Source organism: uncultured Novosphingobium sp. (assembly GCF_964277725.1).
Lineage (GTDB): Bacteria > Pseudomonadota > Alphaproteobacteria > Sphingomonadales > Sphingomonadaceae > Novosphingobium > Novosphingobium fluoreni.
Map to the genome: position 1 here is coordinate 14,217 of NZ_CAXYKL010000256.1, position 26,646 is coordinate 40,862.

At 65.6% G+C, this 26,646-nt stretch carries 24 protein-coding genes; 10 read left to right on the forward strand and 14 right to left on the reverse strand.

The genetic code is table 11. The features are described from left to right. The first annotated feature begins 96 nt into the window (after positions 1–96). The 3 genes from ACHWRX_RS14175 to ACHWRX_RS14185 all read left to right on the forward strand — a co-directional run bounded on the left by ACHWRX_RS14175 (position 97) and on the right by ACHWRX_RS14185 (position 5,568). Positions 97–2,547: a DUF3772 domain-containing protein gene (locus tag ACHWRX_RS14175; RefSeq protein WP_394659661.1), complete on the forward strand. Its 2,451-nt coding sequence runs from the start codon at positions 97–99 to the stop codon at positions 2,545–2,547. A gap of 26 nt (positions 2,548–2,573) precedes the next feature. Further along, positions 2,574–3,527, forward strand: a complete 954-nt coding sequence (locus tag ACHWRX_RS14180) for a glycosidase (RefSeq protein ID WP_394659662.1) — start codon at positions 2,574–2,576, stop codon at positions 3,525–3,527. A 286-nt stretch (positions 3,528–3,813) separates the two neighbouring features. After that, positions 3,814–5,568: a DEAD/DEAH box helicase gene (locus tag ACHWRX_RS14185; protein ID WP_394659663.1), complete on the forward strand. Its 1,755-nt coding sequence runs from the start codon at positions 3,814–3,816 to the stop codon at positions 5,566–5,568. A 109-nt stretch (positions 5,569–5,677) separates the two neighbouring features. On the opposite strand, the gene ACHWRX_RS14190 is transcribed toward ACHWRX_RS14185, so the two are convergent. Genes ACHWRX_RS14190 through ACHWRX_RS14200 form a run of 3 tightly spaced genes read right to left on the reverse strand, consistent with a single transcriptional unit; the run spans position 5,678 to position 8,672 of the window. Beyond that, the gene (locus ACHWRX_RS14190) at positions 5,678–6,970 is read right to left on the reverse strand and encodes an NAD(P)/FAD-dependent oxidoreductase (RefSeq protein WP_394659664.1); all 1,293 of its coding nucleotides are present in this window, start codon (positions 6,968–6,970) and stop codon (positions 5,678–5,680) included. Between the two features lie 14 nt (positions 6,971–6,984). Then, positions 6,985–7,407, reverse strand: coding sequence for a Rid family hydrolase (locus tag ACHWRX_RS14195; RefSeq protein WP_394659665.1), 423 nt, complete (start codon positions 7,405–7,407; stop codon positions 6,985–6,987). A gap of 50 nt (positions 7,408–7,457) precedes the next feature. Then, on the reverse strand, positions 7,458–8,672 hold the full coding sequence (locus ACHWRX_RS14200; protein WP_394659666.1) for a tyramine oxidase subunit B: 1,215 nt from the start codon (positions 8,670–8,672) through the stop codon (positions 7,458–7,460). Between the two features lie 202 nt (positions 8,673–8,874). Here ACHWRX_RS14200 and ACHWRX_RS14205 point away from each other — a divergent pair, with 202 nt between their 5' ends. Next, positions 8,875–9,969, forward strand: a complete 1,095-nt coding sequence (locus ACHWRX_RS14205) for an AraC family transcriptional regulator ligand-binding domain-containing protein (RefSeq protein ID WP_394659667.1) — start codon at positions 8,875–8,877, stop codon at positions 9,967–9,969. A gap of 38 nt (positions 9,970–10,007) precedes the next feature. Here the strand turns inward: ACHWRX_RS14205 and ACHWRX_RS14210 are convergent, their stop codons facing one another. Together ACHWRX_RS14210 and ACHWRX_RS14215 are read right to left on the reverse strand one after the other, a co-directional pair. Further along, complete coding sequence (locus tag ACHWRX_RS14210) at positions 10,008–10,508, reverse strand: DUF6644 family protein (protein WP_394659668.1); 501 nt, start codon at positions 10,506–10,508, stop codon at positions 10,008–10,010. 43 nt (positions 10,509–10,551) lie between these two features. Beyond that, a complete protein-coding gene (locus ACHWRX_RS14215; RefSeq protein ID WP_394659669.1) occupies positions 10,552–11,037 on the reverse strand; it encodes a DUF6644 family protein in 486 nt (161 codons plus the stop codon). Positions 11,038–11,065: 28 nt separating this feature from the next. Here ACHWRX_RS14215 and ACHWRX_RS14220 point away from each other — a divergent pair, with 28 nt between their 5' ends. The 3 genes from ACHWRX_RS14220 to ACHWRX_RS14230 all read left to right on the forward strand — a co-directional run bounded on the left by ACHWRX_RS14220 (position 11,066) and on the right by ACHWRX_RS14230 (position 14,220). Continuing rightward, entirely contained in the window at positions 11,066–11,257 is a 192-nt protein-coding gene (locus ACHWRX_RS14220) for a hypothetical protein (RefSeq protein WP_394659670.1), read from the forward strand. A 37-nt stretch (positions 11,258–11,294) separates the two neighbouring features. Then, positions 11,295–12,695 carry a hypothetical protein gene (locus ACHWRX_RS14225; RefSeq protein WP_394659671.1) on the forward strand — a complete coding sequence of 467 codons (1,401 nt, stop codon included), beginning with the start codon at positions 11,295–11,297 and terminating at the stop codon, positions 12,693–12,695. A gap of 121 nt (positions 12,696–12,816) precedes the next feature. Beyond that, complete coding sequence (locus tag ACHWRX_RS14230) at positions 12,817–14,220, forward strand: serine hydrolase domain-containing protein (protein ID WP_394659672.1); 1,404 nt, start codon at positions 12,817–12,819, stop codon at positions 14,218–14,220. A 21-nt stretch (positions 14,221–14,241) separates the two neighbouring features. Here the strand turns inward: ACHWRX_RS14230 and ACHWRX_RS14235 are convergent, their stop codons facing one another. Beyond that, positions 14,242–14,868, reverse strand: a complete 627-nt coding sequence (locus ACHWRX_RS14235; RefSeq protein WP_394659673.1) for a flavin reductase family protein — start codon at positions 14,866–14,868, stop codon at positions 14,242–14,244. Positions 14,869–14,873: 5 nt separating this feature from the next. Further along, positions 14,874–15,812, reverse strand: a complete 939-nt coding sequence (locus ACHWRX_RS14240; protein WP_394659674.1) for a carbon-nitrogen hydrolase family protein — start codon at positions 15,810–15,812, stop codon at positions 14,874–14,876. 111 nt (positions 15,813–15,923) lie between these two features. Between ACHWRX_RS14240 and ACHWRX_RS14245 the strand changes: the two genes are divergently transcribed. Continuing rightward, complete coding sequence (locus tag ACHWRX_RS14245; protein ID WP_246388176.1) at positions 15,924–17,048, forward strand: cupin domain-containing protein; 1,125 nt, start codon at positions 15,924–15,926, stop codon at positions 17,046–17,048. Between the two features lie 43 nt (positions 17,049–17,091). Then, positions 17,092–18,006 (forward strand): fumarylacetoacetate hydrolase family protein, encoded by a 915-nt coding sequence (locus tag ACHWRX_RS14250; RefSeq protein ID WP_183615544.1) that lies wholly within the window; start codon positions 17,092–17,094, stop codon positions 18,004–18,006. Positions 18,007–18,066: 60 nt separating this feature from the next. On the opposite strand, the gene ACHWRX_RS14255 is transcribed toward ACHWRX_RS14250, so the two are convergent. Together ACHWRX_RS14255 and ACHWRX_RS14260 are read right to left on the reverse strand one after the other, a co-directional pair. Continuing rightward, entirely contained in the window at positions 18,067–18,492 is a 426-nt protein-coding gene (locus ACHWRX_RS14255) for an acyl-CoA thioesterase (protein ID WP_394659675.1), read from the reverse strand. Positions 18,493–18,557: 65 nt separating this feature from the next. Then, the gene (locus ACHWRX_RS14260) at positions 18,558–19,862 is read right to left on the reverse strand and encodes a hypothetical protein (protein ID WP_394659676.1); all 1,305 of its coding nucleotides are present in this window, start codon (positions 19,860–19,862) and stop codon (positions 18,558–18,560) included. Positions 19,863–20,267: 405 nt separating this feature from the next. On the opposite strand from ACHWRX_RS14260, the gene ACHWRX_RS14265 reads away from it, so the two are divergent. Continuing rightward, positions 20,268–22,691: a TonB-dependent receptor gene (locus tag ACHWRX_RS14265; protein ID WP_394659677.1), complete on the forward strand. Its 2,424-nt coding sequence runs from the start codon at positions 20,268–20,270 to the stop codon at positions 22,689–22,691. Positions 22,692–22,820: 129 nt separating this feature from the next. Here the strand turns inward: ACHWRX_RS14265 and ACHWRX_RS14270 are convergent, their stop codons facing one another. From ACHWRX_RS14270 to ACHWRX_RS14290, 5 genes are all read right to left on the reverse strand, one after another. Next, complete coding sequence (locus ACHWRX_RS14270) at positions 22,821–23,330, reverse strand: hypothetical protein (RefSeq protein ID WP_153000884.1); 510 nt, start codon at positions 23,328–23,330, stop codon at positions 22,821–22,823. A 43-nt stretch (positions 23,331–23,373) separates the two neighbouring features. Further along, positions 23,374–24,705, reverse strand: a complete 1,332-nt coding sequence (locus tag ACHWRX_RS14275; protein WP_394659678.1) for a hypothetical protein — start codon at positions 24,703–24,705, stop codon at positions 23,374–23,376. 20 nt (positions 24,706–24,725) lie between these two features. Continuing rightward, positions 24,726–25,595 (reverse strand): hypothetical protein, encoded by an 870-nt coding sequence (locus tag ACHWRX_RS14280; protein WP_394659679.1) that lies wholly within the window; start codon positions 25,593–25,595, stop codon positions 24,726–24,728. 161 nt (positions 25,596–25,756) lie between these two features. Then, positions 25,757–26,140 (reverse strand): DUF6152 family protein, encoded by a 384-nt coding sequence (locus ACHWRX_RS14285; protein WP_394659680.1) that lies wholly within the window; start codon positions 26,138–26,140, stop codon positions 25,757–25,759. A 282-nt stretch (positions 26,141–26,422) separates the two neighbouring features. After that, positions 26,423–26,646 (reverse strand): aldehyde dehydrogenase family protein (locus tag ACHWRX_RS14290; protein WP_394659681.1); only part of this gene is annotated, 224 nt, incomplete at its 5' end.

The following is a 26,646-nucleotide window of genomic DNA, read 5'->3' on the forward strand; positions in this document are numbered from 1 at the left end:
GCGTCCCGGCAAGCGGTGCCTACGCGGGACCGGCCGTGCGCCCGTTTCCACCAGCGATGGTTGCACCTTGGGGCGGGCGCTTTACATGTCGAGGCCATGGATCGCCTGTTCCGACCAGTCCTTGCGTTGATTGCCACAATGGCGCTGACCGTGGCGCTGATGCTGGGGCTGCCCGCGTCCGCCATCGCCCAGGCCGGCCCTCCCGCGGAGGTTTCGGCGCAGATATCCCAGGCCGAGGCGGACTTGCGCAGCGCCGATCGCGCGCTGGACAACGGCGCATCGCGGTCCGAACGCGATACCTTGCGCGCCAAGGTGACGGCGGCGCAGCAGGCGGCACGGGCGGCGGCGACCAGCCTGCAGCCCCAGCTTGACCAGATGGACGCGCGCATCAGCGGCCTGGGGCCGGTGGCGAAAGGCACGACCGAAGCGCCCGATATCCAGCGTGAGCGCAAGCGGCTGGAGCAAAGCCGCGCCGCCATCGATTCAGCGATCAAGCGCGGCCGCCTGATCGACGTGGAGGCGCAGCAGCTTATCGACGAGATCCAGCGCAACCGTGCCGAGGAACTGAACGAAGAGCTGTCCACCCGCCTGCATTCCCCGCTGACGCCCGATTTCTGGAGTGCGGTGCTGGGTGCGCTCCCGCGCGATCTGCGCCGGGTCGACACGTTCCTGCGCGATGGGGGCGAGCAGATCGCGCTGACCTGGCGGCGCGGCGTGCCTTGGCAGGCCCTGCTGGGGCTGACGTTGGGCCTGGTGCTGGCATTTCCCGCCCGGCTGAAGCTGCGCCAGATCGGCCAGCGCTATCTGATCGGCACTGCGCCCGGCCATCGCATCCGCCGCTCCGGCTTCGCGCTGTGGCGGTTGCTGGTCGGCACGATCATGCCGCTGCTGGGCGCGCTGGCGCTGGCGCAAGGGGTGCGCTGGTCCAACCTGCTGCCCGCCCGGTGGGAGGAGCTGATCGACGGCTTCGTCGTGGCCAGCGGGCTTTCGGCCTTTACCGTCTCGGTGTTCGGCGCATTGCTGATGCGCCAGCAGCCTACCTGGCGGGTCGCGCCGATCGCGGACGAGACGGCGCAGCGCCTGCGCGGGTTGATCTGGCCGCTGGCGATCATCGCCTTCGCCAGCATCCTGCTTGACAGCTTCAACCGCGCGATCGGCGCCAGCGCGGCGGCGCAACTGGCGGCCGAAGTGGTCGAAGCGCTGCTGCACGTCATCTGGATCGGTGTGTTCCTGCTGCTGCTGGGCCGCCTGCGTGCGCTGCGGGCGGAGCGGGGCGAGGCCACCGCCGGCGGCACCGGGCTGGGTGCCTTCATGCTGGTGGCCTGGGCGCTGGTGCTGGTGGCGCTGCTGGGCCTGGCGGTGGGCTACATCAGCCTCAGCTTGTTCGTGGTGCGCCTGATCATCTGGGTCGTCCTGCTCAGCGCCGCGACTTATCTGCTGATGAGCGGGGCGGACGATGTCGCCACCACCGTGTTCAGCCGCAACAGCCGCCTGGGCCTGACCCTGGTGCGCAGCGTGGGCTTGCGGCCCAGCTTGGTCGACCAGTTCGGCGTGCTGCTGTCAGGCGCGCTGCGGCTGACGCTGGCGCTGCTGACGCTGGGCCTGCTGATGACGCCGTTCGGTGGTGGCGAGGGGCTGACCAGCTTGTTCGGCCGCCTGGGCGCCCTGTCGCAAGGGGTGGAGTTGGGCGGTATCGCGATTTCGCCGGGGGCGATCATCCGCTCGATGGTGGTGCTGGCGCTGGGTCTTGCCATCGTGCGCGCCTTCATGGGCTGGCTGGACGGGCGCTACCTGCCCGCCACCGATCTAGACGGTTCGGGCCGCAATTCGGTCAGCCTGGTCGCCCGCTATGTCGGCGTCGCGCTGGCCATCATCTGGGCGCTGGCGTCGCTGGGGATCGGCGTGGAGCGGATCGCGCTGCTGCTTTCGGCGCTGTCGGTGGGCATTGGCTTTGGCCTGCAGGCGATCACGCAGAACTTCGTTTCGGGCCTGATCCTGCTGGCCGAACGCCCTATCAAGATCGGCGACCTGATTCGCGTGGGCACCGACGAGGGCGACGTGAAGCGCATTTCGGTGCGCTCCACCGAGATCACCCTGGCAGACCACTCCACGTTGATCGTGCCCAACTCCGAACTCATCACCAAGTCGGTCCTGAACAAGACACTGGCGAGCCCGCTGGGCCGGCTGCAAATCCAGTTCTCGGTGCCGATCGAGGTGGATGCGGACCGCGTGATCGCGATCATGAACCGTCTGTTCGAGGAAGAGGCCGCCGTGCTGGACGATCCCGCGCCGCGTGCCTTCATCGATGCGATTACGGACGGGCGCATCCTGTTCAACTGCTTCGCCCACGTGCCATCGCCCCGCGATGCCTACGGCGCGCGCAGCAATATCCTGCGCAAGCTGCTGGGCCGCTTGCGGGAGGAAGGCATCGATATCGGCACGGTGGCGCAGCGGCTGGAACTGGCCCCGGGTGACTATGCCAGGTTTAGCGCGCCTAATGCGGAATTGGACTGTCCGGCGGAAGCCAAGAGCCCTGACGCACGTTAAACCGCTGCAACAAGGAATAGCAGCGGATGACCACCCTCGCCTCGATCGCCGATCCGCATCGCTCGGATAGCGTCGATCCCCAGCCGATCGCGCTGGATTTCAACGTCAAGGGGATCGAGGCCGTAACCCTGTCGGGCCCGCCCGAACTGATGCAGCGTGATCTGATGAGCCCTTATGTCTGGCGCGAGCCTGACGGGCGCTGGGGCGTGATGGTGCGCGCGGTGGTGCGTGCGGGTGAGCCGTTCACCGACACCGGGGTGATCTGGTCCGGCTGGAGCGATGACGGCCGGCACTTCACGATGATGGACGCCCCATCCATCGTGCCGGGACCGGATGCCCACGATGCGGGCGGGGTGGAAGACCCGACGGTGGTGCGCCTGCCGGATGGATACGTGGTCTATTACTCGGGCGTTCTGGCCGATCATGCGCACGGCGAACTGTCCTACGCGCAAGGCCCCTCGCTCGATCGGTTGAAGAAAAGCGGCGTCGCGCTCGCCTCGTCCAAGTCGGAAGGCAACACCAAGGAAGCCACGGTTGAGCGCATGCAGGACGGTCGCTGGCGGCTGTTCTACGAGTATGCGGCGGACGAGGCGTCACGCATCGGGGTCGCCGTGGGAGAGGGCGTCGCCGGTCCTTGGGAAGAGCAACCCACGCCGTTCATGCCGCGCGCCGACAGCTGGGATGACTGGCACTTGTCGACCGGACCGCTGCTGACGCTGGACCCGGCGCGCCCCGTGATGTTCTACAACGGCGCCACCCGCGATGCCCGCTGGCGGATCGGCTGGGTCGCTTTCGATGCGGGTTGCACCCGCATTGTCGCGCGGGGGATCGAGCCGCTGATCACCCCGCCGCCATGCGATGATCGCACGGCCACCGACATCGCCTTCGCCGCGTCGGTGGTGGTCGCCGATGGCGCGATCTGGCTGTACTATTCGCTGGAGGATCGCAAGCTGGCGCGGGCGCTGATCCGGCAAAGCTAAAGCGCCTCTGCCGCCAAATCCTTCGTCATTCCCGCGCAGGCGGGAATCCATCTCCGATGCTCACGATTTAGCGGAGGGTACAGCTTTCCCTCGGGCGATGCCGCACGCCCGAAACGTCACCACGCCGGTTGTCCAAACGTAAAGCTCAGGAGATGGATTCCCGCCTGCGTGGGAACGACGAAGGGTAGCACAGGCCCGGTTTTGTCCGATCATCGCGCCAAACGCCCAGGCACCGGCGCTGCGGCGCTTGCCTAGAGCGGCTTCCGGGTTCATGGGGACTGTTCTCATGACACCATCATCTGTTCCGCCGCTTCTGTCAGAAGCGCTTGCCGCGCGCGGTTATACCGCATTGACCCCCGTCCAGGCCGCCGTGCTGGAGCCGGAAGCCGAAGGCCGTGACCTGATCGTCTCGGCCCAGACCGGCTCTGGCAAGACCGTGGCCTTCGGGCTGGGCATGGCCGCGCAGCTGTTCGCAGCCGACGAATCGGGACCGGACAAGCTGCCACCCGCCGGCAAGCCGCTGGCGCTGATCATCGCCCCCACGCGCGAACTGGCCCTGCAGGTCAGCCGCGAACTCACCTGGCTTTACGCCTCGGCCGGTGCGCGCATCGCGTTCTGCGTCGGCGGCATGGACCCTTCGAAGGAGCGCCGCTCGCTTTCGCACGGCGCGCATATCGTCGTGGGCACGCCGGGCCGCCTGCGCGATCACCTGGAGCGTGGCGCGCTGGACTTGTCGGCCTTGCGCGTGGCCGTGCTCGACGAGGCGGACGAAATGCTCGACATGGGCTTCCGCGAGGATCTGGAGCAGATCCTGGACGGCACGCCGGACGAGCGCCGCACCATGCTGTTCTCGGCGACGATGCCCAAGCCGATCGCCGCGCTGGCCAAGCGGTACCAGCGAGATGCCTTGCGCATCTCCACCGTCACCGAAGCGCGCGGCCATGGCGACATCGCCTACCAGGCGGTCACCGTCTCTCCGTCCGACATCGAACATGCCGCGATCAACCTGCTGCGCCTGCACGAGGCGGACACGGCGATGCTGTTCTGCGCCACGCGTGACAACGTGCGCCACTTGCACGCCAGCCTGGTCGAGCGCGGGTTCGAGGCCGTGGCGCTTTCGGGCGAGCACAGCCAGAACGAGCGTAACGCCGCGCTGCAGGCCCTGCGGGATCGCCGCGCCCGGGTCTGCGTCGCCACCGACGTCGCCGCGCGCGGTATCGACTTGCCGACGCTGAGCCTGGTCATCCACGTCGAGGTGCCGCGCGATGCCGAGACGTTGCAGCACCGCTCGGGCCGCACCGGGCGCGCGGGCAAGAAGGGCACCGCCGTGCTGATCGTGCCGTATCCGCGCCGTCGCCGGGTAGAGGGCCTGCTGCGCACCGCGCGCGTCGAGGCGGAGTGGATCAGCGCGCCCACGCCGGAGGATATCCGCGCCAAGGATCGCGAACGCACCTTGGAGGCGCTGCTCGCCCCGGCCGAGTACGACGACGAGGATCGTGAGCTGGCCGCCCGCCTGCTGGCAGAGCGCAGCCCCGAGGATATCGCCGCCGCGTTGGTCCGCGCTTATCGCGCCTCCATGCCCAGCCCCGAAGAGCTGATCGAAGGCACGCCCGAAGCGCGCAAGGCCGATCAGGCGGAGCGTCATCGCCCCGGCTTCGAGGATACGGTGTGGTTCCGCATGGACATCGGCCGTCGCCAGAACGCCGATCCGCGCTGGATCCTGCCGCTCATCTGCCGCCGCGGCCACGTCACCAAGCAGGAAATCGGCGCGATCCGCATCGCCGCGACCGAGACGTGGTTCCAGATCCCGCGCACGATCGCGAGCAAGTTTTCCGCCGCCGTGCAGCGCACCGCCTCCGCCGATGGCGAGGACGAAAGCGGCGTGCGCATCGAGATGGCCGAAGGCGGTCCTGGCGATACGCCGCGCCGCAGCGCCAAGACCAATGCCCGCACTTATCGCGACGGGCCGCGCCAGGGTGGGGCCGGTAACAAAGCCGGCGCGAGCAAGCCGCACCGCAAGGGCCCGCCGCGCCAACGCTGACGCCGCAAAAAAGCCGTCCGTGTCGGATAGGCTCGAAACACTTTGGCGAAAGGCTGCGGCGTTTCCAGCGCGTCCGACACGAACGGCAAGGCGGGGACAGTAAAGCGGTCTAGAACCTGTCGAAGCGGTAAGGCGCGGGGTCGACGATCGGCCGCGCGCCGGTTATGAGATCAGCCGCCAGCTGCCCGGCCGCGGGCGACGTGCCGAAGCCGTGGCCCGAAAAGCCCGAGGCCAGCGTCAGACCCGGGATCTTGGCGATCGGCGCGATCACCGGGTGCGAATCGGGTGTGACATCGATCATGCCGGCCCAGCTTTGCGCCACTTGCGCATTCTTGAAGCCGGGCCAGGCGGCCACGAGGTTGCGCATGGCTTCGTCGTTCAGGCCCTGGTTGACGGGCGGATCGATGGTCCGCAGCTTCTCGAACGGCGAAACCTTGTTCCCGCGAGAGCGGCGGCCGAGCGCGAGATCGTCGAAAAAGTCCTTGCCGATCGAAACGCGCAGGTTCGCCCACTCCTTGCGCAGCACCGGCAGGTATTTGAGGCCGATCAGCAGGTGGTCCAGCATCAGCGGGGCGAACAGCGCGCCGCGTTGGGTTATCGTGTAGCCACCGTCCAGGCGCTTGCGGAAGGAAAAGTCCGGCCCGCCAAGCGCGATGTCGGTCGGGCCGTCCATCGGCGCGGTGCGCAGGACCGAGGCGACGAGCGGCAGGGTCAGCAGCGGAATGCCGTAATTGCCCAGGAACCGGCGAGACCAGACGCCGCCCGCCAGCAGCACCTGGCTGCAGCGAATCTCGCCCCGTTCGGTCACCACGCCGCTGACTGCGCCGCCCGTCAGCGACAATTCGCGGACGGCGCAATTCTCGACGATCACCGCGCCCTTGGCCATCGCGGCGGTCGCGATCGCGCTGGCTGCCAGCGTCGGTTCCGCGCGACCGTCGCTGGGGGTGTAGAGGCCGCCAACCCATTTGCCGATGCCGCCCGGGGCCAGCTTGGCGATGTCGGCCGGGGTCAGCAGGCGGCTGTCGACATCCAGGCCCTTCACCGACGCCAGCCACGCCTCGTGCGCCACCATCTGCGTTTCGTTGCGGGCGACGTACATGATGCCCGCTTGCGAATAGCCAACGTCCGCGCCCACGCGCTGGCGCATCTCGGCCCAAAGGCGATCGGATTCCTGCGCCAGCGGCAGATCGTCCCGCCCGCGTGAGGTCTTGCGGATCCAACCCAGGTTGCGCGAGGATTGCTCGCCCGCGATCCGGCCCTTTTCCAGCACGGTTACGGGAATGCCGCGCTCGGCCAGGTTCAGCGCCGCCGTTAGCCCGACGATGCCGCCGCCGATCACGACCACGGTGGTGGATGGGGGCATCGCCGGCGATGTCTGGACGGGGGTGATGACGGGGGCCATGGCGGTCGTTCGTGTCAGAGCGTGATCTGCAGTTCGCGCACGTTCGCCTTGGACGCGCCGCGATACGCGGTCACCTCGATCTCCACCTTGTATTCGGTGGAGCCGAGCGGCGGGCACGTCATCGTCAGCGTGGGATTGATGCCGCGCATCCGCTGACCATATGCGGTCATCACGGTTTCCACATGCTCGGGAAATTGCACGAAGACGCGCGCGGCGACGACATCGGCCAGCACCGCATCGACCGAGGCGAGCGCCGTTTCGATGTTGCTGAGCACTTGCAGGGTCTGCTCGGTCAGATCTTCCGGAATCAGCTTGGTGCGCGGATTACGGCCGGCGGTGTTGGATACGAAGATCAGGTTGTCCACCGCGACCAGGCGGGAATAGCTGCCGTGTTCTTCGAACTTGTTGCCGGTTTTCACTTTAACGACGTCGGTCATGGGTATCCTGTCATGTCGATAAGAGGGGGTTAGGACGCGGTTAGCGCGGCTCAGCGCAGCGCCGGAGCCTCCCAGAGGTTGAGCTTCACGCCGATCCCGTCGCGCAGGGCATTGCGATAGACGATGGTGCCCCAGGCCACGTCCTCCACCGCCATGCCGCCGACCGACAGGATGATGATCTCATCGTGGTGGGTGCGGCCGGGCGTATCGCCCGCGACGATCGCGCCAAGGTCTTCGAGACTGGCCTTGTCCAGCGTGCCTTCTTCCACCAGGTCCAGGAACTTGACGCCCACGGCGGGCACGAACCGGTGGCGCGGGGCGGGCAGTTCTTCCAGGTAGGCTTCGTACAGGCCGGTATTGTCCAGCACCTTGCGGATATCGGGCGCGGCCATGCCTTCGTCGATGTTGCAGGGCGCGGGCATCGCCAGGAACGTGCCGGGCGCCACCCACTCGCGCCGGACGGTGGGGTAGATCGAGGGATCGCCCGTCGCCACCGAGGCGCAGAAGGTGACGATATCGGAATCGCGCACGATCTCTTCGGCGGTCTCCACGGTGCGGACCGTCAGCTGCGGATAGGTTTCGGCGACCCAGGCGGTGAACGCATCGAGGTTCGCGCGGCCACGGCCCATCACCTTGATCGTCTCGATCTGCGGGCAGGTGGCCATGAACGCCTGCAGCGAAGTGCGGGCCATCACGCCGGGGCCGAGGATGCCGATGACCTTGGAATTCGGGCGCGCCAGATGCCGCGCGCCCACGCCGGGCACCGCGCCGGTGCGATAGGCGGAAAGCAGGTTGGCGGACATGAACGCCAGCGGCGCGCCGGTATCGGCATCGTTCAGCACGAACGTCAGGATGGAGCGCGGCAGGCCCTTGTCGCGGTTGGCGATGTTGGAGCCGTACCACTTCATGCCGGCGGTGCGGAACTGGCCGCCCAGATAGGCGGGCATCGCCATGAATCGGCGGTCGACCGTGGAGGTCGGCATATCGGGGAACGGCGATTCGTCCGGGAACATGACGATCGCGCCGTGCGAATTGTTGTTTCCGCCCGCCATGCGATAATCGCCTCGCCACAGCAGCGCGAACATATCCTCGATCGCATCGATGCAGGCGGCCATGTCGGTCACCCCGGCGCGGATCATGTCCGGCTCTGACAAGTAGAGGAAATCGATGCGCGGCAGCGGCGCCACGTCATCTGCGGGCGCTGTGGCATTGTGTACCATCACGGTATCGTCGGCCTGGCTCATTGGCCGGAACCTGCGGACCATGTTGCAGTCCCGATGACGATGCCGTAGCGCATGCTTGTTCTTCCCCCATAGGCTGGTGCCGGGTTCACGAAGCCTTGCGCATCCCTGGCGGTAGACGTCTGTCCCGGTGTGAAGGCGATGTCTTCGATGGGGCGCAAATCGACCATTGCAGAGCTGGTATGGGCATTTGCAAAGTCGGCCAGTGGCGAAAGGGTGGTAGAGGTTGGACCCAAATTCGGTGCCGCATCCGCAAGATGGCAGCGGGCAGGAAGAGCGCGGCGGACCTGCCGAAACGGGTGAGCAGGCGACGATCCGGCTGCTGTTTCTGCAGGCGCTGTGCAACGCCGTTCCGCCCGGTGACGGCCGGATGGACACCTTGCTGCGCGAACACGGGTTCTATCGTTCGCAATTGAATACGCCGTATGAACGCGCCCCGCTGCATCGCTATATCGCCTTGCTGGAACATGCGGCGGAGCGGCTGAAGCGCCCGAACCTGGGGCTGGAGATGGGATCGGGCTTCGGGTTGGCTGAGCTGGGCCCGTTCCAGCCGCTGCTGCGCGCCGCCGGCACCGTGCGTGCCGCGCTGGAAACCATGGCGCTGTTCCAGGGCCGCTGGCAGACCCGCACGATGCTGGAGGCCCGGTCGCAAGGCGATCACACGATCTACAGCTATCGTATCGAGGACCCGGCGATCTGGCCACGGCGGCAGGATGCGGAGTTCGTGGTCGGCGGGTTCGTCACCCTGATCCGCCAGCTGACGTCACCCAAATGGTGCCCCGCCGAAGTCCACCTGGAACACCCGATCGCCGGGCGTGAGGACGCGCTCTGCCGGTTTTTCCGCGCGCGGGTGCTGGGCAATCAGGTGGCCAATGCGCTGGTCATCGCGGACGAGGATCTGGACCGCCCGTTCTCCGGCGCGACGCCGCAGGAAGATCTGAAGCTGAAGGCGATCCTGGAATGCCACCTGCTGGACCTGATGGGCCCGGAGACGACGGCGGCGAAGGACTTCGTGGCGCAGGCAGAGGATGCGATCATGCGTCGGCTGGGTCGCACCCACGTCGATTGTGATTCGATCGCGGCGGAACTGAACATGTCTGGCCGGTCGTTCCGGCGGCGCTTGATGGAGGAGGGCACATCGTACCGCACCATCCTGCAACGCGCCCGCCAGGCCCGTGCCCGTGCGATCCTGGAGGCACCGGACGTGCCGCTTTCCGTGGCCGCCGAGCAGCTGGGCTACTCCGACACGGCCACCTTCTCACGCGCGTTCAAGGAATGGACGGGGGTCTCTCCCGGGCGCTTTGCCCGCAAGCCGGAGTGAGGGGCGGATCGGTTGCGGATGCACCCCGCCCCGCGCACTCAGAAAATCGAGAGCGTGAAGCCGATCCAGCGCCCGAAGAAGATTACCAGCACCCACAACAGCAGCGAGGATGCGCCGGCGAGCCGGGCGGCCATCGGCGGGGGCAGTGCGTCGTCCCATTCGACGATGCGGCGGTGCGCGGTCATGTGGAAGATCGCCATGTTGATCCCGGCGGCGACGATCGCGATCATCTTCCACTGGAACTGGGCGTTGGCGGCGTAGGCTACCGCGTTAGAGGTGAACAGCAGCGCGCCGGTGATCACCGCTCCGGCAAAGGCCACCCAGGTATAGGGCAGCAGTTCCGCGATCAGCTGGCGCGCCCCGCGCCGGTGCGAGGCATAGCCCAGCAGCCGCAGGTCGACGATGCAGATCGTGCCGAACACCAGCGTGATCGCCAGCACGTGCAGCGATTCCAGCCAGGGAAAGGCGCTGGTGTTCTCGCGGATCGTGGCGGCGAGCGAGGAATCGTAAAGTTGCTGAAGAAAAATGTCCAAGGTCATGGCAGGCCCCTCTTGTTTGCTGTCGTTGTCGGCGGGGTTCGCGTCAGGTGTAGGCGATCCACCGCCCGCAGAAGATCACCGCCACCCACACGCTGAGCGAAATCCATGCCGCCGGTTTCACCATCGCGGCCCAGCCGGCATGCTCCAGGCGGAAGGCCGGGTTCAGCAGCGGCTTGCGGAAGAACAGGGTGAGCGCGAACGCCAGCAGCACCAGCGCCATTTTGGCCCAGAACAGCGTATTGGTCAGCGTGCGGCTTGGTTCGGCAACGACCATGATCGTGCCCGTGGCGAGCAGCACGATCAGCGCCACCCACATCCACGGCAGGTAGCGGCGCACCACCGCCGAAGGGCTTTCGTCCGTCGCCAGCACGCCGGCCAGCCGCAAGTCGGAAATCAGCGCGGACCCGACGACGATGGCGATCGCCAGGATGTGGACGCTCTGCGCCGTGGGAATGATCCACGTCACTTCGCGCAGGCCGGTGCTGACCGAAGTGTCGTAGAGCCAGTTTCCAAAGCTTTCGAGGGACATGTTGTGATCTTTCTCGAGATGGTGCGGGATGGCGGTCGCCCGGGCTGCGCTTTCCAAAAAAGAGCATGAATCGCCGGGCGGGAATGATGGAGGGGTGAAGCAAAATCGCGGGCGGCGATATTTTGAAACGGTTCGATACCGCAACATCGCGTTTGGAAACACGCTGCATCCGGCGCTTATCGCGTCATGGGGCATTGTCGATGATGATGAGGAAAGATGAAGGGTGATCGCACCGATTGTTAGTGATACGCAACAATATGCAGAATGAGTTCGCCTCTCCTGAAGATCCATCGGACCCGGCGCACAAGCCACTGAAAACCGGCCAGGACGATCGGCGCGAGCTGCTGACCGTGCAGGCGCGGCGCGTTCGGGCCACGATCGGCACCAAGCGTTCGGACAAGCTGCTGCGCCTGTTCGACTTCCTGCTGGCGCGCACGCTGGAGGGCCGCCCGCCCAGCGAAATGGAGATCGCCAACGAGGCGTTCTCGATCGGGCCCACCGTGGATGGCCCACAGGACGCGACGGTCCGGGTCTATGTGCATCGTCTGCGCAAGTCGCTGGAGCTGTCGCAGGCCGATATGGCGGGGCCGCGCCTGTTCATCCCCAAGGGCGAATATGCGCTGATGCTGGAGGAAGAGCCGGAGGACGCCGGCCCGGTCGCGGCGGAGGCGGTGCCGGATGCGGATGGCAAGCCGCAAGACCCGCGGCGGCGGTGGTGGTGGTGGTTCGTCGGCCTGGTCGTGGCGGGCCTGGCGCTCAATGCGCTGGTCTGGTGGGGCTATGCCCGGCGTGACGTTGCGGCGGAAGCGCCTGCGGTGGTGGCGACCACGCTGTGGGGGCCGCTGGCGGCGGACTCGCGCCCGGTGACGGTGGTGATGGGCGACTATTACCTCTACGGCGAGAAGCCCGACGGCGAAGCCGGTGCGCCGCGCCTGATCCGCAATCCCGCGATCAACGCGCGCGAGGATCTGGACCTCTACCTGATGGCGCGGCCGGAAGAGCGGGCGCGCATCACCGACAGTGACAAGCGCTATGTGCCGTCCAGTGCGGTGGCCGCACTGGGCGATGTCTACAAGGCGCTGCGCGATATCACGCGCACGAGCGGTCGCAAGCTTAGCTTGCTGCCTGTGTCTCAGCTGACGCCGGACATCCTGAAATCGTCCGACATCGTCTATATCGGCCAGTTGGGCGGTCTTGGCACGCTGCTGCGCAATCCCTTGTTCCAGGCATCGGGCTTTCAGGTGGGCGAGACGTATGACGAGCTGATCGACAGCGCCAGCGGGCGGCGCTTCCGCTCTGACGGCGGGCTGGTGCTGGCGGACGAGCGGATGGCGCGCCGCGATTTCGGCTATCTCGCCAGCTTGCCCGGGCCATCGGGCAATCACATCGTGGTGATCGCCGGTACGCGCGATCCGGCCTTGCGCCAGATGGCGGAGTACGCGGCCAATCCGGCAAAGCTGGCCGCGCTGACCGGCGCGGTGCCGGGTGGGCGGCACGGGTTCGAGGCGCTGTATCAGGTGCGCACGCTGGGCAGCCTCAACGTCAACGGTCAGCTGCTGCTGGCGCGCCCGCTGCGTTCGGGAGACATCTGGGACATGTCCAAGCCCAGCCAGCGCTTCCCCAACGACGATTTCGAAGGGGACGGCGCGGCCAACTGATAAGGTGCTGGCCAGCTTCGAACAGGAGCTGGCCGCATCGGCCATCGTGCGCCCGGTCCCCGGCATGGCAGCAAAAGCCGATGCTATACGCCCGGCGCGGGCGCGAAGGACCGAACGAGCTATGCGGATGTTGTGGCGGCTGATCGCTGGACTTGCAGTTCTGGGTGCGGCCTTGGGCTCCGTGACGGCGCAGGCCGATGCTGTGGACGACTATGTGGCCGCGCAGATGCAGCGCCAGCGCATCACCGGCCTGGCGCTGGCGGTGATGCGCGATGGCCAGATCGTGCGGGCGCAGGGCTTTGGGCTGGCCAATATCGAGCATCAGGTGCCCGTCCATCCCGACACCCTGTTCAAGACCGGGGCGTTGGGGATGCAGTTCACCGCCGTCGCCACGATGTTGCTGGTGGAGGACGGGACGATCGATCTCGACGCCTCCGTGACCCGATACCTGCCGAACGCCCCGCGCAAGTGGCGGCCGATCACGATCCGCCAGCTGCTGTGGCACACCTCCGGCCTGCCCGCGACACCCAATGGCGAGTTCCGCACCGACTATACCGATGACGAGCTGCAGGCGATCATCGGCAAGGAAGAACTGAACTTCGCCGCCGGCACCCGCTGGCGCTTCAGCTGGGCCGATTACATCGTGCTGGGCTTCCTGATCCGCAAAGTCACCGGCGAATACTACGGTGACGTGTTGCGCCGCCGCGTGTTCACGCCGCTGCACATGACCACGGCGCGGCCGATCGACGAAATCGCCATCGTCCCCAATCGCGCCTCGGGCTACGAATGGCGCGAGGGCAGCTTGCGCAATGCGGAGTGGGTGTCCCCCACGGCGAACAGCACGGCGGACGGATCGCTTTATCTGTCGGTGCTGGATTACGCGGCGTGGGACGCAGGCGTGTTCGCACGCAAGGTGTTGAAGCCCGAAAGCTGGGCGCAGATCGCAGCGCCCGCGCAGCTCGCCAGCGGCGGCACTTATCCCTACGGGCCCGGCTGGTTTCAGGAGAACGTCGGCGGCCACGCGGCGTGGCGGCACGCCGGGGCCTGGCAAGGGTTCAAGACCTTCGCGATCCGCTATCGCGATCCGGCGCTGACGGTGGTGGTGCTGGCCAACAGTGACAATGCCGATCCCGCCGCGATCGCGCGCCAGGTGGCTGCGCTCACCGAGCCTGGCCTGGCGCAAGCCAAAGTGCAGCCCTTGCCGAATGCGGATGCCGCCCAGGCGCGCGCTTTGCTGACGGCGATCCAGGCGGGCACGGTGGACAAGACCGCATTCGCCTACCTTGCCGCGCTGGACCTGAGGGAGACGCTGGCCGAATACCAGGGCATCCTCCAGCCGCTGGGCCCGTTGCAGGACGTGGCCTTGTTCCAGACGCTGAAGCTGGGGGACGACGATGCGGCGATTTATCGCGCGCGTTATCAGGGCGGCACCGTGGAACTGCGCATCAGCACCGCGCCTAACGGCAAGATCGGCAACCTTGAACTTTCGCCCATCGATGCCTGGGACGCGCCGGTCTATCCCTGACGCAATCCCGGTGGCGCGCCCTTAGGCGTCTCCACCTTGCTCGGCAAAGACCGGGCGCGTCATCTGGAACAAGTCAGTGCAGCGCGTGTACCACCCCGCGCCGTGCATCCGTGCCACCAGGTTCATCGCCAGCGTATCGACATGCAACCGATCGGCATCGACCAGCGCATCATCGATGTGGAAGCGCAGCACTTCGCCCAGAACCACCAGCGAAAGGCCTGCCTCCACCGTCTGGAACACCTTGCACTCCATTGACACCGGCGCCGATGCGATGCGCGGCGGCGTGATGCTGGTGGATGGGGCGGTCTCCAGCTTGGCGGCGTCGATCTCGTCGAAGGATGGCGGGGCATCGATGCACGTCAGGTTCATGGCTGCGGCATCGCGTTCGCTGACGAGGTTCACCACGAATTCGCCGGTGTCGAGAATGTTCTGGCCGCTGTCCTTATAAGTTCCATCCGGCCGCCGCATGATACCGATCGCCACGATCGGCGGGGCGGCGCCCATCATGTTGAAGAAGCTGTATGGCGCGGCATTGCGCACGCCGTCCGGAGATTGCGTGGTCAGCCAGGCGATCGGGCGCGGGGTGATCGCCGCGCTCATCAACTTGTAGCGATCGGGACCGGCGACTTGCGCGAAATCGAACTCCATGTGCCTTACTCCGCGCCCTCACGCCGGACCGCCCGCTGCGGCGCGACATTGACCGAAAGCGAGAACACGTCCGGCCGCGCATAGTGCCCGGCCACGTCGAAGTCGTACTTGCCGCGCACCACCTCATCCGGGTCGATATCGGCATAGAGGATCGTTTCGCCGCCGTAATCGGGCCCGGCCAGCACGCCGCCCAGGGGCGAGACGATCATCGAACCGCCGCGCAGCAGTACCAGGTCGGGATCGTCACCCAGCGCGCAGTCATAGTCAGCCGGGTAGGCGGCGCGGGTGATGTGCTGGCAGGCGGACAGCACGAAGCAGCGCCCCTCCAGCGCCACGTGCTGCATCGTCGCGGCCCAGCCGTCGCGATCGTCGGCCGTGGGCGCGCAGTACAGCGTCACGCCCTGGTCATACATAGCCATGCGCATCATCGGCATGTAATTTTCCCAGCAGATCACTGCGCCGATCCGGCCCAGCGGCGTCTCGATCACCGGCATCGTCGAGCCATCGCCGAAGCCCCAGATCAAGCGCTCCGCACCTGTGGGCATCAGCTTGCGATGCTTGGCGATCAGGCCGCGCTCACCATCGAAGAACAGCGCCGTGCAATAGACGGTGCCGCCATCCCGCTCGATCACGCCGATCACCACGAAAGCGCCGGTGGTGGCGGTGGCCTCTTCCAGCACGCCCACTTCCGGCCCGGCCAGATCGATCGCCGCCTCGTGATACCGGCGATAGTCTTCGCGCCCCTGCGGCTTGCGCATGCCCACCGGCGTGCCGAACGACGCGCCCTTGGGATAGCCGCCCAGGAATGCCTCGGGAAATACGATCAGCTTCGCACCTGCCGCCGCCGCTTTGGTGATCAGCGCGGCCGCCTTATGCGCCGAAGCCAGCGAGTCATAAGGATCACAGGCGGCTTGGACGACGGCGGCCTTGAACGGCTGGGGCATGGCAATCTCCCATGGGCGGCATCGGCCGCGTTTGCATCATCCCGTCATAATACTTGCATTTGCATATAATTCAATGTATTTCCCGCGTGTGTGAACCGTGGGAGCAGGTCTTTGGCGCACAGCTACGATCAGTATCGTGAGGAGATGGTGGGCCGCGCGAATGTCGCGGATACGCCTGATCTGCTGGCGTACTACAAACGGCTGGAGACGCTGGGCACCGGCGCGCTGTGGACCGTGGCGAACAAGATCGAGCCGTGGGAGCCCGCGTCCACCTCTGTCCCGATGCTGTGGCGCTATCGCGATCTGCGCGAAGACGTGCTGCGTGCGCTCGATCTCGTCACGCCGGAGCAGGCGGGGCGGCGGGTCGTCTATCTGGAGAACAAAGGCCGCGCCGATGTGGTCGCGGCGGTGGGCTGGCTCTATTCCGGGCTGCAGGTGATGGCGCCGGGCGAATGCGCATCCAGCCACCGCCACAGCGCCTCCGCCTTGCGCTTCATCATGGAGGGGCAGGGCGCCTTCACCAATGTCGACGGGCACAAGATGACGCTGGGCGCGAACGACTTCGTGCTGACCCCCAACGGCACCTGGCACGAACATGGCGTGGCAGAGGATGGCACCGTCTGCATCTGGCAGGACGGGCTGGACATCCCGCTGATGAACGCGCTGGAAGCCAACTTCTACGAGGTTCACCCCGATCTGCAGCAGGCGATTTCCTTTGCGGTGGATGATAGCACCGCCACCTGGGCCGGGGCCGGTCTGCGGCCCGCCGGAGCGCAGTGGACCAAGCGCTACTCCCCCCTGCTGAAATACGAATGGGCGCCGACGTACGAGGCGCTGACCCGCTACGCCCGCGTCACCGATGGATCGCCCTACGATGGCATCCTGATGGACTATGTGAACCCGGACAATGGCGGACCGGTGATGCAGACGATCGGCGCGTCGATGCAGCTGCTGCGTCCCGGTGAGCGGACCAAGGCGCACCGCCAGACCGGCAGCTTCGTCTATCAGTGCGCCAAGGGTAGCGGATGGTCGATCATCAATGGCCAGCGCTTCGATTGGCGCGAACGCGATATCTTCGTTGTGCCGGCCTGGATGTATCACGAACATGCCAACGCGTCCGACAGTGAAGACGCCTGCCTGTTCAGTTTCCACGACTTGCCGGTGATGCGCGCGCTGGGCCTCTATCGCGAAGAGGCGCTGGGCGAAAACGACGGACATCAGCCCATTCTTTCCTGACATCTTCGAACCCTCCGCAATTCTCAAACAGGGACATATTCTCATGCGTCTAGTGACTTATCGTGCCACCGTGGAAGCAGGCGCGCGCCTGGGTGCGCTGGTGGACGATCTGGTGGTCGACCTGGCGCGCTTCGGCGCGGTGGCGGCGGTTCCGTTCCCGTCCTCCATGCTGGAATTCATCGATCTGGGTCCGCAGGCTGTCGCCACGGCGACCAAGTTGCTGGCAGAGTGCCAGGGCGTGTTCCCGATCGGCACGACAGTGCCGTTGGCCAACGTCAAGTTGCTGGCTCCCATCCCCCGGCCGCGCAAGAATATCTTCGGCATCGGCCTCAACTATACCGAGCACGTGGCCGAAAGCGCGAAGTCGCTGGATACTTCGGCCGAGCTGCCGCGCCAGCCGGTGATCTTTTCCAAGCCGCCGACGACCGTGATCGGTCCCGGCGAACCGATAGTCCACAACAAGGCGATCACGCAGCAGCTGGACTGGGAGATCGAGCTGGCCGCGATCATCGGCACCACCGCCAAGGGCGCGCGCCGCGAAGACGCGCTGCGCCATGTCTTCGGCTACACCGTGCTGATCGACATGAGCGCGCGCGATTGCCGCCGCGCCGGGCAGTGGATCTACTCGAAGGGTCAGGACAGCTTTGCGCCGATGGGCCCGGTCGTCGTCACGGCGGACGAAATCCCCGATCCGCAGACGCTGGACTTGTGGCTGACGGTCAACGGCGTCGAAAAGCAGCGCAGCAACACCGCCTTCATGCTGTTCAAGGTGGACGAACTGATCGCCGATATCTCGCAGGGCATCACGCTGGAGCCGGGCGACATCATCGCCACCGGTACGCCCGCGGGCGTGGGCGCGGGCATGGATCCGCAGGAATGGGTGTGGCCCGGCGATGTGATCGTGGGCGGCGTCGATGGTATCGGCACGCTGCGCCATCCGATCGTGGCGGCAGCCTGAAATACGAATAAGGAAGCAAGGCGGCGAGATCTCGTTCTCGCCGCTGCTTCTATCTTGCGATCAGGCTTGTGATGGAGCCTCGACAAGTTGTGCCGCGATCTTTTCGCGGATGAAATCGGGCCAGGGCCTGGCTTTGTGATCGTTCAGGTCCATGCATACCAGAACGATATCCGCATTCAGGCGATCGCGCCCTTCGCCCGTGAACACCACATTGATGTGGCAACTTGTCCGGCCCAGCGCCCGCGGGGTGATGCGGATGGTCAATTCGTCACCCAAACGGCTGGGTGAAAGGAACGTCACCTCCAGTTTCACCGTGGGCGTGCCATAGCCACCGTCGATGTGCATCGACTTGAAGCTGGCGCCCAGCGATTGCGCGAACCAATCCTCCACCCCTGCGTTCACCATTTCAAAGTAGCGGGGGTAGAATACGATCCCGGCTGGGTCGACATGGGCAAAGCGCACTTGCGTGCTGGTTTCAAAAATCATGAGTGAAGTCCTCAGGACGATATCGGTGAAAGTCGAATGGTCGTTACGGCGAAGTGGCCCGGCGATCAACTTGCGGCTGGCGTATTCGCGGCCATTCCGGAAACGCTGCGCAAGGGCCGTATCATGATCAGGCTGCGGTCCATCGGCGCGTCGTTCATCGTGCGCACTTCGTAAAGGGCCTCGAACGATCGCGTCGCCGCGCGCTGTCCGGCCAGCTTGCCCATCTGTACAGCATCGGTGACGAGGCTCGCCATGCTTTGCACGCCATGATCGCCAAGGCCCGAAATCACCACGATGTGCCGGCCCGAAGATGTCGCCACGCTGGCGATATAGCCGTAATCGCGGCCGGTGCCCTGGTCAGCCGGTCCCGCCGGGGCATCGCTGAACGATCGACCCGATCGGCGGTCCGCCAGCTTTCCGCTTTGCGGATCCCACGACAGCGTCGATGATCGGAACAGCGGCGCCGCCAGAAAGCCCATGCTGGCCAGCCGCCCGACGTAGATGATATCGTTGCCATCCAGCGCCGAAGACTTGAGGCGCGAGATCGGCGTGATGGTTGGTGATGATCCCGCCTGGCCATGCAGCGCGTTGACCACCGGCAGAATATCCCAAGTCGCCAGCGCGGTGCCAACCGGGGAGAGATGCAGGTCGAAGTCATAAAGCGTATAGAAAGATTGCGGATGCGTGGTCAGATAGTTGCCGAAATCGCCGCGAGAAAGGATCGTCGGGTCCAGGATCAGGCGATTGACGCTTTTGCGATCCTTGGCCTCTGCCAGCAGGAAGTTGTCACCCGTCACCAGAATTGATGGCTTGTCCAGCGCCAGCGGGCGCCAGAAACTGGTGGAGCGCAGCTGCAAGGCGGGATCGGCCACGCGCTTTTGCGCCGTCACGATCTGCCAGGCGACCAGGTTCAGCACCACGAAAGCCAGTGCGGCAAGAGCGAACGCGGCGCTGCGCCAACGGGGCCCGGCCGGCGCGGTATTGGTTGCATCGGGCTCCGCAGCCGCCCCGGCTTCGGGCGCGAGCAGGATGCGGTACTGACCCTTGGGGATGAACAACCGCCGCCCGCTCTGGTTGGCATAATGATCGTCCAGCCGCTTGCGCAGGCGGTGGACATAGACCCGTACCGCCGAATCTCCCACGCTGCCTTCCGCGCCGTCCTTGCCGAACACCGCCAGCGCGATTTCCACTTCCTTGGGCGCGCGGTCATCGGTGGATCGCGACACCAGGAAATCGAACAGCTGGACGAACACAGCCGAGCGCCCCGCCGCCAGCACTTCGCGAAAGCGCGCCACTTCCGCCGCGAATTGCGCGAGGTGATCCGCTGCGTCAGGAGAGGCCGGACTGTCCACCACTGGGATTTCCGGCAAGGGGCTTGATCCTCGTCAACTGACTGTTTTCGGGTCGGCATCCCCAAAGACGCCGGGCGCATGGTCAAGACTAGCGCCATCTTTCACCGGCGCAATCCATGTCTGTCATTTTATGGCGGAAATCCGCCATCTGTAACGTCTGGTAACTGTTTAGTTTAGGGAACAGCGCTGGCGGAATCACGGTATCGTGTTACGAAACGCGCGCATTGTGACGAATCAATGGCGGCCTGAAGAGCACCATCACCGGCCTGGCCGGTGCGCCACGTCCCATGCACGCCAATCGCGGGAAATCGCGCGCAGGGTGGCTCTTTCGGCCCGATGGTCGAACGCCGCCCGGCGTATCGCATCGACCGCGCGACGTGCATGCGACGGGTTCGGGGATCAGGGTTTTAGGGAGATCAAGGCATGAGCGAGCAAGGTTTCAAGATGCAGGTGGCCATGTGCCGCGCGGCACTGCTGGGGGGTGTCTGTCTGCCCATCGGCCTGCTGGCGGGGCCCGCGCTGGCGCAGGACGCCGCCGCACCCACCGCAGCGCAAGCGCGCCAGGAACAGACCGGCGGGCCGGACGATATCGTCGTCACCGCCACGCGCCAGTCGCAAGTTCTGAGCCGGGTGCCGGTCAGCATCGTCGCCAAGGACCAGATCCAGCTGGACAAGCAGGGCATCCGCTCCATCGGCGACGTGGCGCGGCTGACGCCCGGCATCACCTTTGGCCAGAGCACATCCTACTTCGGCACCGGCCAAAGCACGATCGCCATTCGCGGTGTCGATTCCGGATCGGGCATCCCGACCACCGGCGTCTATATCGACGACACGCCGATCCAGACGCGGCAGGGCATCAGCCCGTCGCTCAGCAATGCCTACCCGCAGATCTTCGATCTGGACCGCGTGGAAGTGTTGCGCGGGCCCCAGGGCACGCTGTTCGGCAGCGGCTCGGTAGGCGGCGCGGTGCGCTTCATCTCGCCCAAGCCCAATTACGATGACGTCAACATCTACAGCCGCGCCGAAGCCGCCGCGACCGAGCATGGCGCGCCAAGCTACGAGCTGGGCGTGGCCGGCGGCGCGCCCATCGTGGAGGGCAAGCTGGGCTTTCGCGGCAGCATTTGGGGCCGGCGCGACGGCGGCTATATCGACCGCCTGGATCGCTATTCCAAGAAGAAGATCGACAAGGATATCAACGGCCAGGACGTGGTTGCCGCCCGCTTCGCGCTGGGCTGGAAAGCATCGGAAGCGTTCACCATTACGCCCTCGATCTTTTTCCAGAGCCAGTCGATCGATGATGGCTCACGCTATGAACTGGCGGTGTCGAACCCCAAGAAGCAGGATTACAACCTCAGCCTGAACGCCATTCCGGAAAGCCGCCGGGATCGGTTCTACCTGCCGGCGGTGAAGATGGAACTGGACCTGGGCAGCATGTCCCTGGTTTCGGACACTTCGTATTTCACGCGCAAGACCAACTCGGTCAGCGATGACGCCTCGCTCAGCCTGGCGATCTTCGGCGGTGTGTCCGGCCGTTTCCTGCCGGGCTTCGAAAGCTACACGCCGCGCACGATCAGCAACACCAGCCAGAAGGCGTTCACGCAGGAATTGCGCCTGCAGAACAACAACACCGCCGATCGCTTCAACTGGATCGTCGGGGCGTTCTATCAGAAGTCCACAGTGCGCGATCGGTACGCGGGTTCAGACCCACGCTTGCTGGACGTGATCAACGTGGGACAGCAGCAGCAAGGCCTGCCGCCGTTCGCGTCCTTGACCGAAATCTACGGCACGGAATTATATCAGGGCCAATTCTCGGTGCTTCAGCGCAACACACATAAGGATGATCAGAAGGCGGTCTATGCCCAGGCCACTTATGAAATCCTCGATGGCCTGAAGATCACCGCCGGTGGCCGCTACACGATCGCCAAGTATCAGTTCAACGCCTTCACCGCCGGGCCGCTGTTCACCACGGATGGCAAGTCGGACACGCTGCGCGCCACCAGCAAGGACTTCACGCCCAAGATCGGCCTGTCATACCAGGCGGACAGCAATAACTTCTTCTATGCCAACGCCGCCAAGGGCGTGCGCGGACCGGGCGTGTCCCCGGCGGTGGGTGCGACATGCGGGGCCGATGGCGCGGCGATCGGCTTCGATCCGCTGGTTTCGCGCGCGGTCAGCCCGGATTCGATCTGGAGCTACGAAGCGGGCAGCAAGAACCGCCTGTTCGGTGGCAAGGTGCAGCTGGACGCGTCGGTCTATCGCATCGTGTGGAAGGACGTGCAGACCAACCTCAACCTGCCGATCTGCCAGCAGCAGCTTTTGCTCAACCTGGGCGATGCCAAGATCGACGGCTTCGACATCGCGGTGAATACGCGGCCGGTCGAAGGGCTGACGCTGGGCGCAGCAGTATCGTACATCAAGGCGCGCTACACCTCGGCGATTCCGGGGCCAAACAACACCACGATCCGCAAGGCGGGCGAGCCGCTGGCGGCCGCGCCATGGTCGGTGCAGCTCAACGGCGAATACGTCCACCCCGTGGGCGACGGCGAACTCTATGGCCGTGCAGACTACACCTACACCAGCAAGAACAAGCGGCCGCTGGACCTGAACTCCCCGCTGGTCGACCCCGTAATCCCGCGTCCGCCGGCAACTTCGCAGCTGAACTTGCGCATCGGTGGACGGTTCAGCACCAGCGGTGACAACAACGTGGATTTCAGCGTCTTCGTCAACAACGTGACGAACAGCCACCCGACGCTGAGCCTGTTCCACGAGACGCTGGATTCGACGTGGTTCCGCGCCGGTACCTTCCGGCCGCGCACGGTGGGCGTCACCTTCACCTTGCGGCACTGATACGAAAAGGGGCCGGAGCGCGCGCGGCGCTTCGGCCCTTAATACGCTACCGACAAAAAAAAGGGCCGGAACGCCCGCAGCGTTCTGGCCCTTTCTTTTACCGATAGTGATCGCGGCGCGTGGCTGGCCTTACGACTTTTCGCCGGGCCGTTGCGTCTCGCTCTTGGGCAGATAGGCCTTGTGGCAGGACTCGCACACATTATCCAACGTGCCGCCGACTTCGAACATACGCTTGGTATCGCGAGATTTGGTGGCCGCTTCGGCCTGCTTGGCGACGTCAGAGACGGCCTGGGCAAAGCCGTTCCACTCTTCGCCGCGCCCGGCGGAGTATTCCGGCGTCTGCAACGTCGCGCTCAAGTCCTGGAGGTGCAGCATGGCATCTTCCACGCGCTTCCATTCGGCATCGTTCTGCGGCTTGACCTGACGGAAGCCCTTTTCGTCACTGATGAACTGCACCGAATTCCAGAAGACCATGGCGGTGGGCTGCACCTGATCTTCCATGAAGTGGTGGACCAGCTCCTTGTCGTTCTCCGGCTTGGCTTCGGGCTTGGGCTGATCGGCCTGCTTGCAGCCGGGCAGCAGCAGGGCCGCCGCCGCGATCGTGCCTGCCATGGCTATGGTGATTGCGCTGCGTCTCATCATCGTGGCTCCCGTAAATCAGATCGAGCGGCATCGCCGTGGTTCAGCCGAGCGTGAGATCGACCCGTTGCGTATTGAAGGCGAAACCTGGGATGTATCGGCGCAGGAACTCCGCCTCGATCCGGTTGTGATCGCGCGGTGACTTCGCCTGCTTCAGCGCATCCTCCAGCTTGCCCTCGTCCCGCCCGAAGGCGAGCATGCCTTTGAGGTCGGCCCAGGCGATGTGCATTGCGGTGCCGTCCGCGCTGGTCCAACCGGGAATGATCTGCGGGGAGTAGGCGAGCGAACCGGCATCGCCGCCCGGCGTCCAGGCGCGATCCTCATGGACTTGCCGCCATGGGCCCCACGGCTGTTCGGATACCCAGAAACCCAGGTAGCTGGGCTTGCCATAAGCGGTGCCGTCCGGCCCGCAGCCGACGCCGGTACTCGCCATGACGTAAAGCCCCAAGGCCTCGTTGAAGACCACGCTGGGCAGCCAGGATTCCAGTACCAGATCGCCGGGAAACACATTGGCGCTGTTCACCCATCCGCGCGGGAAGGTGTGGACCGGCGCGCGCTGCGCCAGATCGGCGCTCCAGGTCGCGCTGCCATCGGCGCGGCGCCCGGCGAAGAAGCGGTAGGCGGAACGATTCAGCACCTGGGCGATGGGCACGCGCAGCAGCATCAGCTGGTTCATCAGGCCATCGGTGTTGCCGTTCAGTCCGTAGATATAGATGAAGCCATCGCGGTTGGCGCGATAGCCGCGGCCCATCTGCAGGATCGACAGCAGCGAGAAGCAGCCATCCGGCTCATCGAAGAAGGCCAGCGTCCGGCGCGATTGCTGTTCGAAGCTTTCGAAGCGGACGGGGGTGGTGCCGTCCTGGTTGCGCCATGTGCGCCCGCCATCGTCGGAATAGATCAGCTTCGCGCCGATCCAGTGGCGCGGACGATCCTCGGCGCGGTCCAGCGTGGCCAGGAACTGGATCAGCCGTCCGCCCACCCACAGCAGGCCGTGGCCGTGATACTTGGGCGCATCGGGGTGTGTCCCCATGTCGAGATCGGGGTAGCCTGCCAGATCGGCAAAGCGCGGGGCAGCGGGGCCGCCGGTGATCGTCCAGACGCGGCTGTTGTACATGGCGCGCGGCGGCCAGGTCCAACCCGGACCATCGTTCACCGCCAGGAACTGTCGCCCGTCCGCCGCCCAGGTCGCCTTGTAGCCATCGCCCAGTCCACCCAGGCGCCGGATCGTGGCGTCCTGCAAGGAAACGCCCGTTACCCGGTGGGCGAGGGCGGGGGAAACGCGCGGCCTGGCGCTGAGCGGGAAGCTGCCCGCCCCACAGGCCATGCCGGCGCTCAGCAGCAGCGTCTGCTTCACGATGTCGCGCCGGGTGGCCATCGGGGGCGGTCCTGGCCGGCCTACTTCTTCTTGCCCTTGCCCGCGGGCGCAGTGGCCGCCGGAGCAGGGGCTGCAGGTGCCGTGGCGGGGGCGGGGGCGGCGCCGTTGGTGGCATCGGTCTTCATCGACACGGTGCCATCATCGTTCACCTTGAACAGCGGGTCTTCCTTGTCGCAGAGGTATTCCTTGATCTCGTACTCCGGATTGAGCTTGTATCCGTATGAGAAGCGATAGGGCTCCTGCAGGGTCTCGGGGTCCTCCACCGTGATCTGGTCTTCCAGATAGCCCGGCGCGGTCAGGCGGATGCGCTCGGTGATCTGCATCTTGCCGCTGTGGGGGATTTCGAAGAACTGCACGTCCTCGCGCACGCCGCGCGTGGTGACGACCAGGGTATCGCCTTCCCAGCGGCCCACGGAATACCCGTAGTAGTTGGGCGAAAGCTCGTCATCGGGCGGCATCGTCTTGCCCAGCAGGATGCGCCGCGTCTGCGTCAGGAATTCGGCCAGCACGGTGACCTGGCCCGGCGTCTGCAGGATTTGCAGCGGGAAGATCGCGCCCATGATCGAAGGCATGCCTTCGGGCAGACACAGCGTGCTGGGATCGGCCAGCGGTGTACCGGCGGCGATCTTGGCGTCACGATCGGCGCGCTTGGCCTTCCACTGGCTGGCGAACGGTTCCTTCAGCTTGGGGCCGCCGTTGGGCACCGGCAGTTCCTTGAACGTATTCTCGTCCCCGGCGAAAGGATCGGGATAGATTTCCCACACACCCGAGATGTCCGGTCCTTCCACCTTGGCGGCGGGCGCCGCGGGCGCGGGCTTGGTAGCGGCCACGGCTTGAAGGGGCATGCCAAGGCCCAGCGCGGCCATGAGGGCGATCTTCGAAAGTCTCATCACAATCCTCCATCCAGCCGGCTACGCCGGGATCAGCGCCCGGGTGCGATCGGCAACCCCTTGCCACCCCACCGCCGCAAGCGGTGATGGGCAGCGCTTATCTCAGCGCGAAAAGCCTAAGCCCGAAAAACAGGGGGCCGGACAATGCCAGCCCCCCGCGATCACCAGGCGCTCAGCGTCTTGCCGCCCGGCAGCGTCACGGTCTTGAGCATGCCGCCCGGCTGGCCGTTGCGCAGCGGGTAATAGGCGATGCCGATCTTGTCGCCCGCCTTGATGGTGTTCACTTTCCACCCGGCGCGGCTCATCATGTTGGTGCTGTTGCATTCCAGCACGTACTTCGTGCCCTTCACGTCCAGCACGACGAAGCTGTGCGGATTGGTCCAGCGGAACTGGCTGACAGAGCCGGTGGCCTGCTGGATCTTGGTCTGGTCGAACATCGCGAAGCTGTGGTGGGCCAGCGCCGGCGTCACGCCCAGCAAGCCCAGAACCATAGCCGCTACAAACTTCTTCGCACGCATCATCCAACTCCGTTCGCTGATCGGCATCGCCGATCCTCATCTATTGCGTTTGCATGTCCGTCTGCCGGGAACCGATCGGCGCGTGCCCCGTCATTCCAGCTTTTCGTCCGTGACGCCGGCCCGGCATCGGATGCGCCAGGCAAACGCCACATCACCCATCCAAGGTAGCACTGGCCTGCGGCCAGCAAAGCGCATTACAGTTTTGATACCGTTACTGTAACGCGCCGCGCCTGCTACCGATCTCTTATGATTTCAGGCACTTGCGCCGGGCAAGCGGATATTGCCCGCCCGGCGTCGGGGCTTCGAGCCTCAGCCCTCGATACCGCCCATCAGGCCGTACTTCAGCTCCATGTATTCCGACAAGCCGTGGCGCGAACCTTCGCGGCCCATGCCCGATTGCTTGACGCCGCCAAAGGGTGCCACCTCGCTGGAGAGGATGCCTTCGTTGATCGCCACCATGCCGTATTCCAGCCCTTCCATCACGCGCCAGATGCGGCCGATGTCACGGCTGTAGAAATAGGCGGCCAGGCCGT

Bases quoted from the DNA above. Each gene is read 5' to 3' on its own strand.
- ACHWRX_RS14175 (WP_394659661.1), top strand. From the start codon at position 97: ATGGATCGCCTGTTCCGACCAGTCCTTGCGTTGATTGCCACAATGGCG.
- ACHWRX_RS14180 (WP_394659662.1), top strand. From the start codon at position 2,574: ATGACCACCCTCGCCTCGATCGCCGATCCGCATCGCTCGGATAGCGTC.
- ACHWRX_RS14185 (WP_394659663.1), top strand. From the start codon at position 3,814: ATGACACCATCATCTGTTCCGCCGCTTCTGTCAGAAGCGCTTGCCGCG.
- ACHWRX_RS14190 (WP_394659664.1), bottom strand. From the start codon at position 6,970: ATGGCCCCCGTCATCACCCCCGTCCAGACATCGCCGGCGATGCCCCCA.
- ACHWRX_RS14195 (WP_394659665.1), bottom strand. From the start codon at position 7,407: ATGACCGACGTCGTTAAAGTGAAAACCGGCAACAAGTTCGAAGAACAC.
- ACHWRX_RS14200 (WP_394659666.1), bottom strand. From the start codon at position 8,672: ATGGTCCGCAGGTTCCGGCCAATGAGCCAGGCCGACGATACCGTGATG.
- ACHWRX_RS14210 (WP_394659668.1), bottom strand. From the start codon at position 10,508: ATGACCTTGGACATTTTTCTTCAGCAACTTTACGATTCCTCGCTCGCC.
- ACHWRX_RS14215 (WP_394659669.1), bottom strand. From the start codon at position 11,037: ATGTCCCTCGAAAGCTTTGGAAACTGGCTCTACGACACTTCGGTCAGC.
- ACHWRX_RS14220 (WP_394659670.1), top strand. From the start codon at position 11,066: ATGGCGGTCGCCCGGGCTGCGCTTTCCAAAAAAGAGCATGAATCGCCG.
- ACHWRX_RS14225 (WP_394659671.1), top strand. From the start codon at position 11,295: ATGCAGAATGAGTTCGCCTCTCCTGAAGATCCATCGGACCCGGCGCAC.
- ACHWRX_RS14230 (WP_394659672.1), top strand. From the start codon at position 12,817: ATGCGGATGTTGTGGCGGCTGATCGCTGGACTTGCAGTTCTGGGTGCG.
- ACHWRX_RS14235 (WP_394659673.1), bottom strand. From the start codon at position 14,868: ATGGAGTTCGATTTCGCGCAAGTCGCCGGTCCCGATCGCTACAAGTTG.
- ACHWRX_RS14240 (WP_394659674.1), bottom strand. From the start codon at position 15,812: ATGCCCCAGCCGTTCAAGGCCGCCGTCGTCCAAGCCGCCTGTGATCCT.
- ACHWRX_RS14250 (WP_183615544.1), top strand. From the start codon at position 17,092: ATGCGTCTAGTGACTTATCGTGCCACCGTGGAAGCAGGCGCGCGCCTG.
- ACHWRX_RS14255 (WP_394659675.1), bottom strand. From the start codon at position 18,492: ATGATTTTTGAAACCAGCACGCAAGTGCGCTTTGCCCATGTCGACCCA.
- ACHWRX_RS14265 (WP_394659677.1), top strand. From the start codon at position 20,268: ATGAGCGAGCAAGGTTTCAAGATGCAGGTGGCCATGTGCCGCGCGGCA.
- ACHWRX_RS14270 (WP_153000884.1), bottom strand. From the start codon at position 23,330: ATGAGACGCAGCGCAATCACCATAGCCATGGCAGGCACGATCGCGGCG.
- ACHWRX_RS14275 (WP_394659678.1), bottom strand. From the start codon at position 24,705: ATGGCCACCCGGCGCGACATCGTGAAGCAGACGCTGCTGCTGAGCGCC.
- ACHWRX_RS14280 (WP_394659679.1), bottom strand. From the start codon at position 25,595: ATGAGACTTTCGAAGATCGCCCTCATGGCCGCGCTGGGCCTTGGCATG.
- ACHWRX_RS14285 (WP_394659680.1), bottom strand. From the start codon at position 26,140: ATGCCGATCAGCGAACGGAGTTGGATGATGCGTGCGAAGAAGTTTGTA.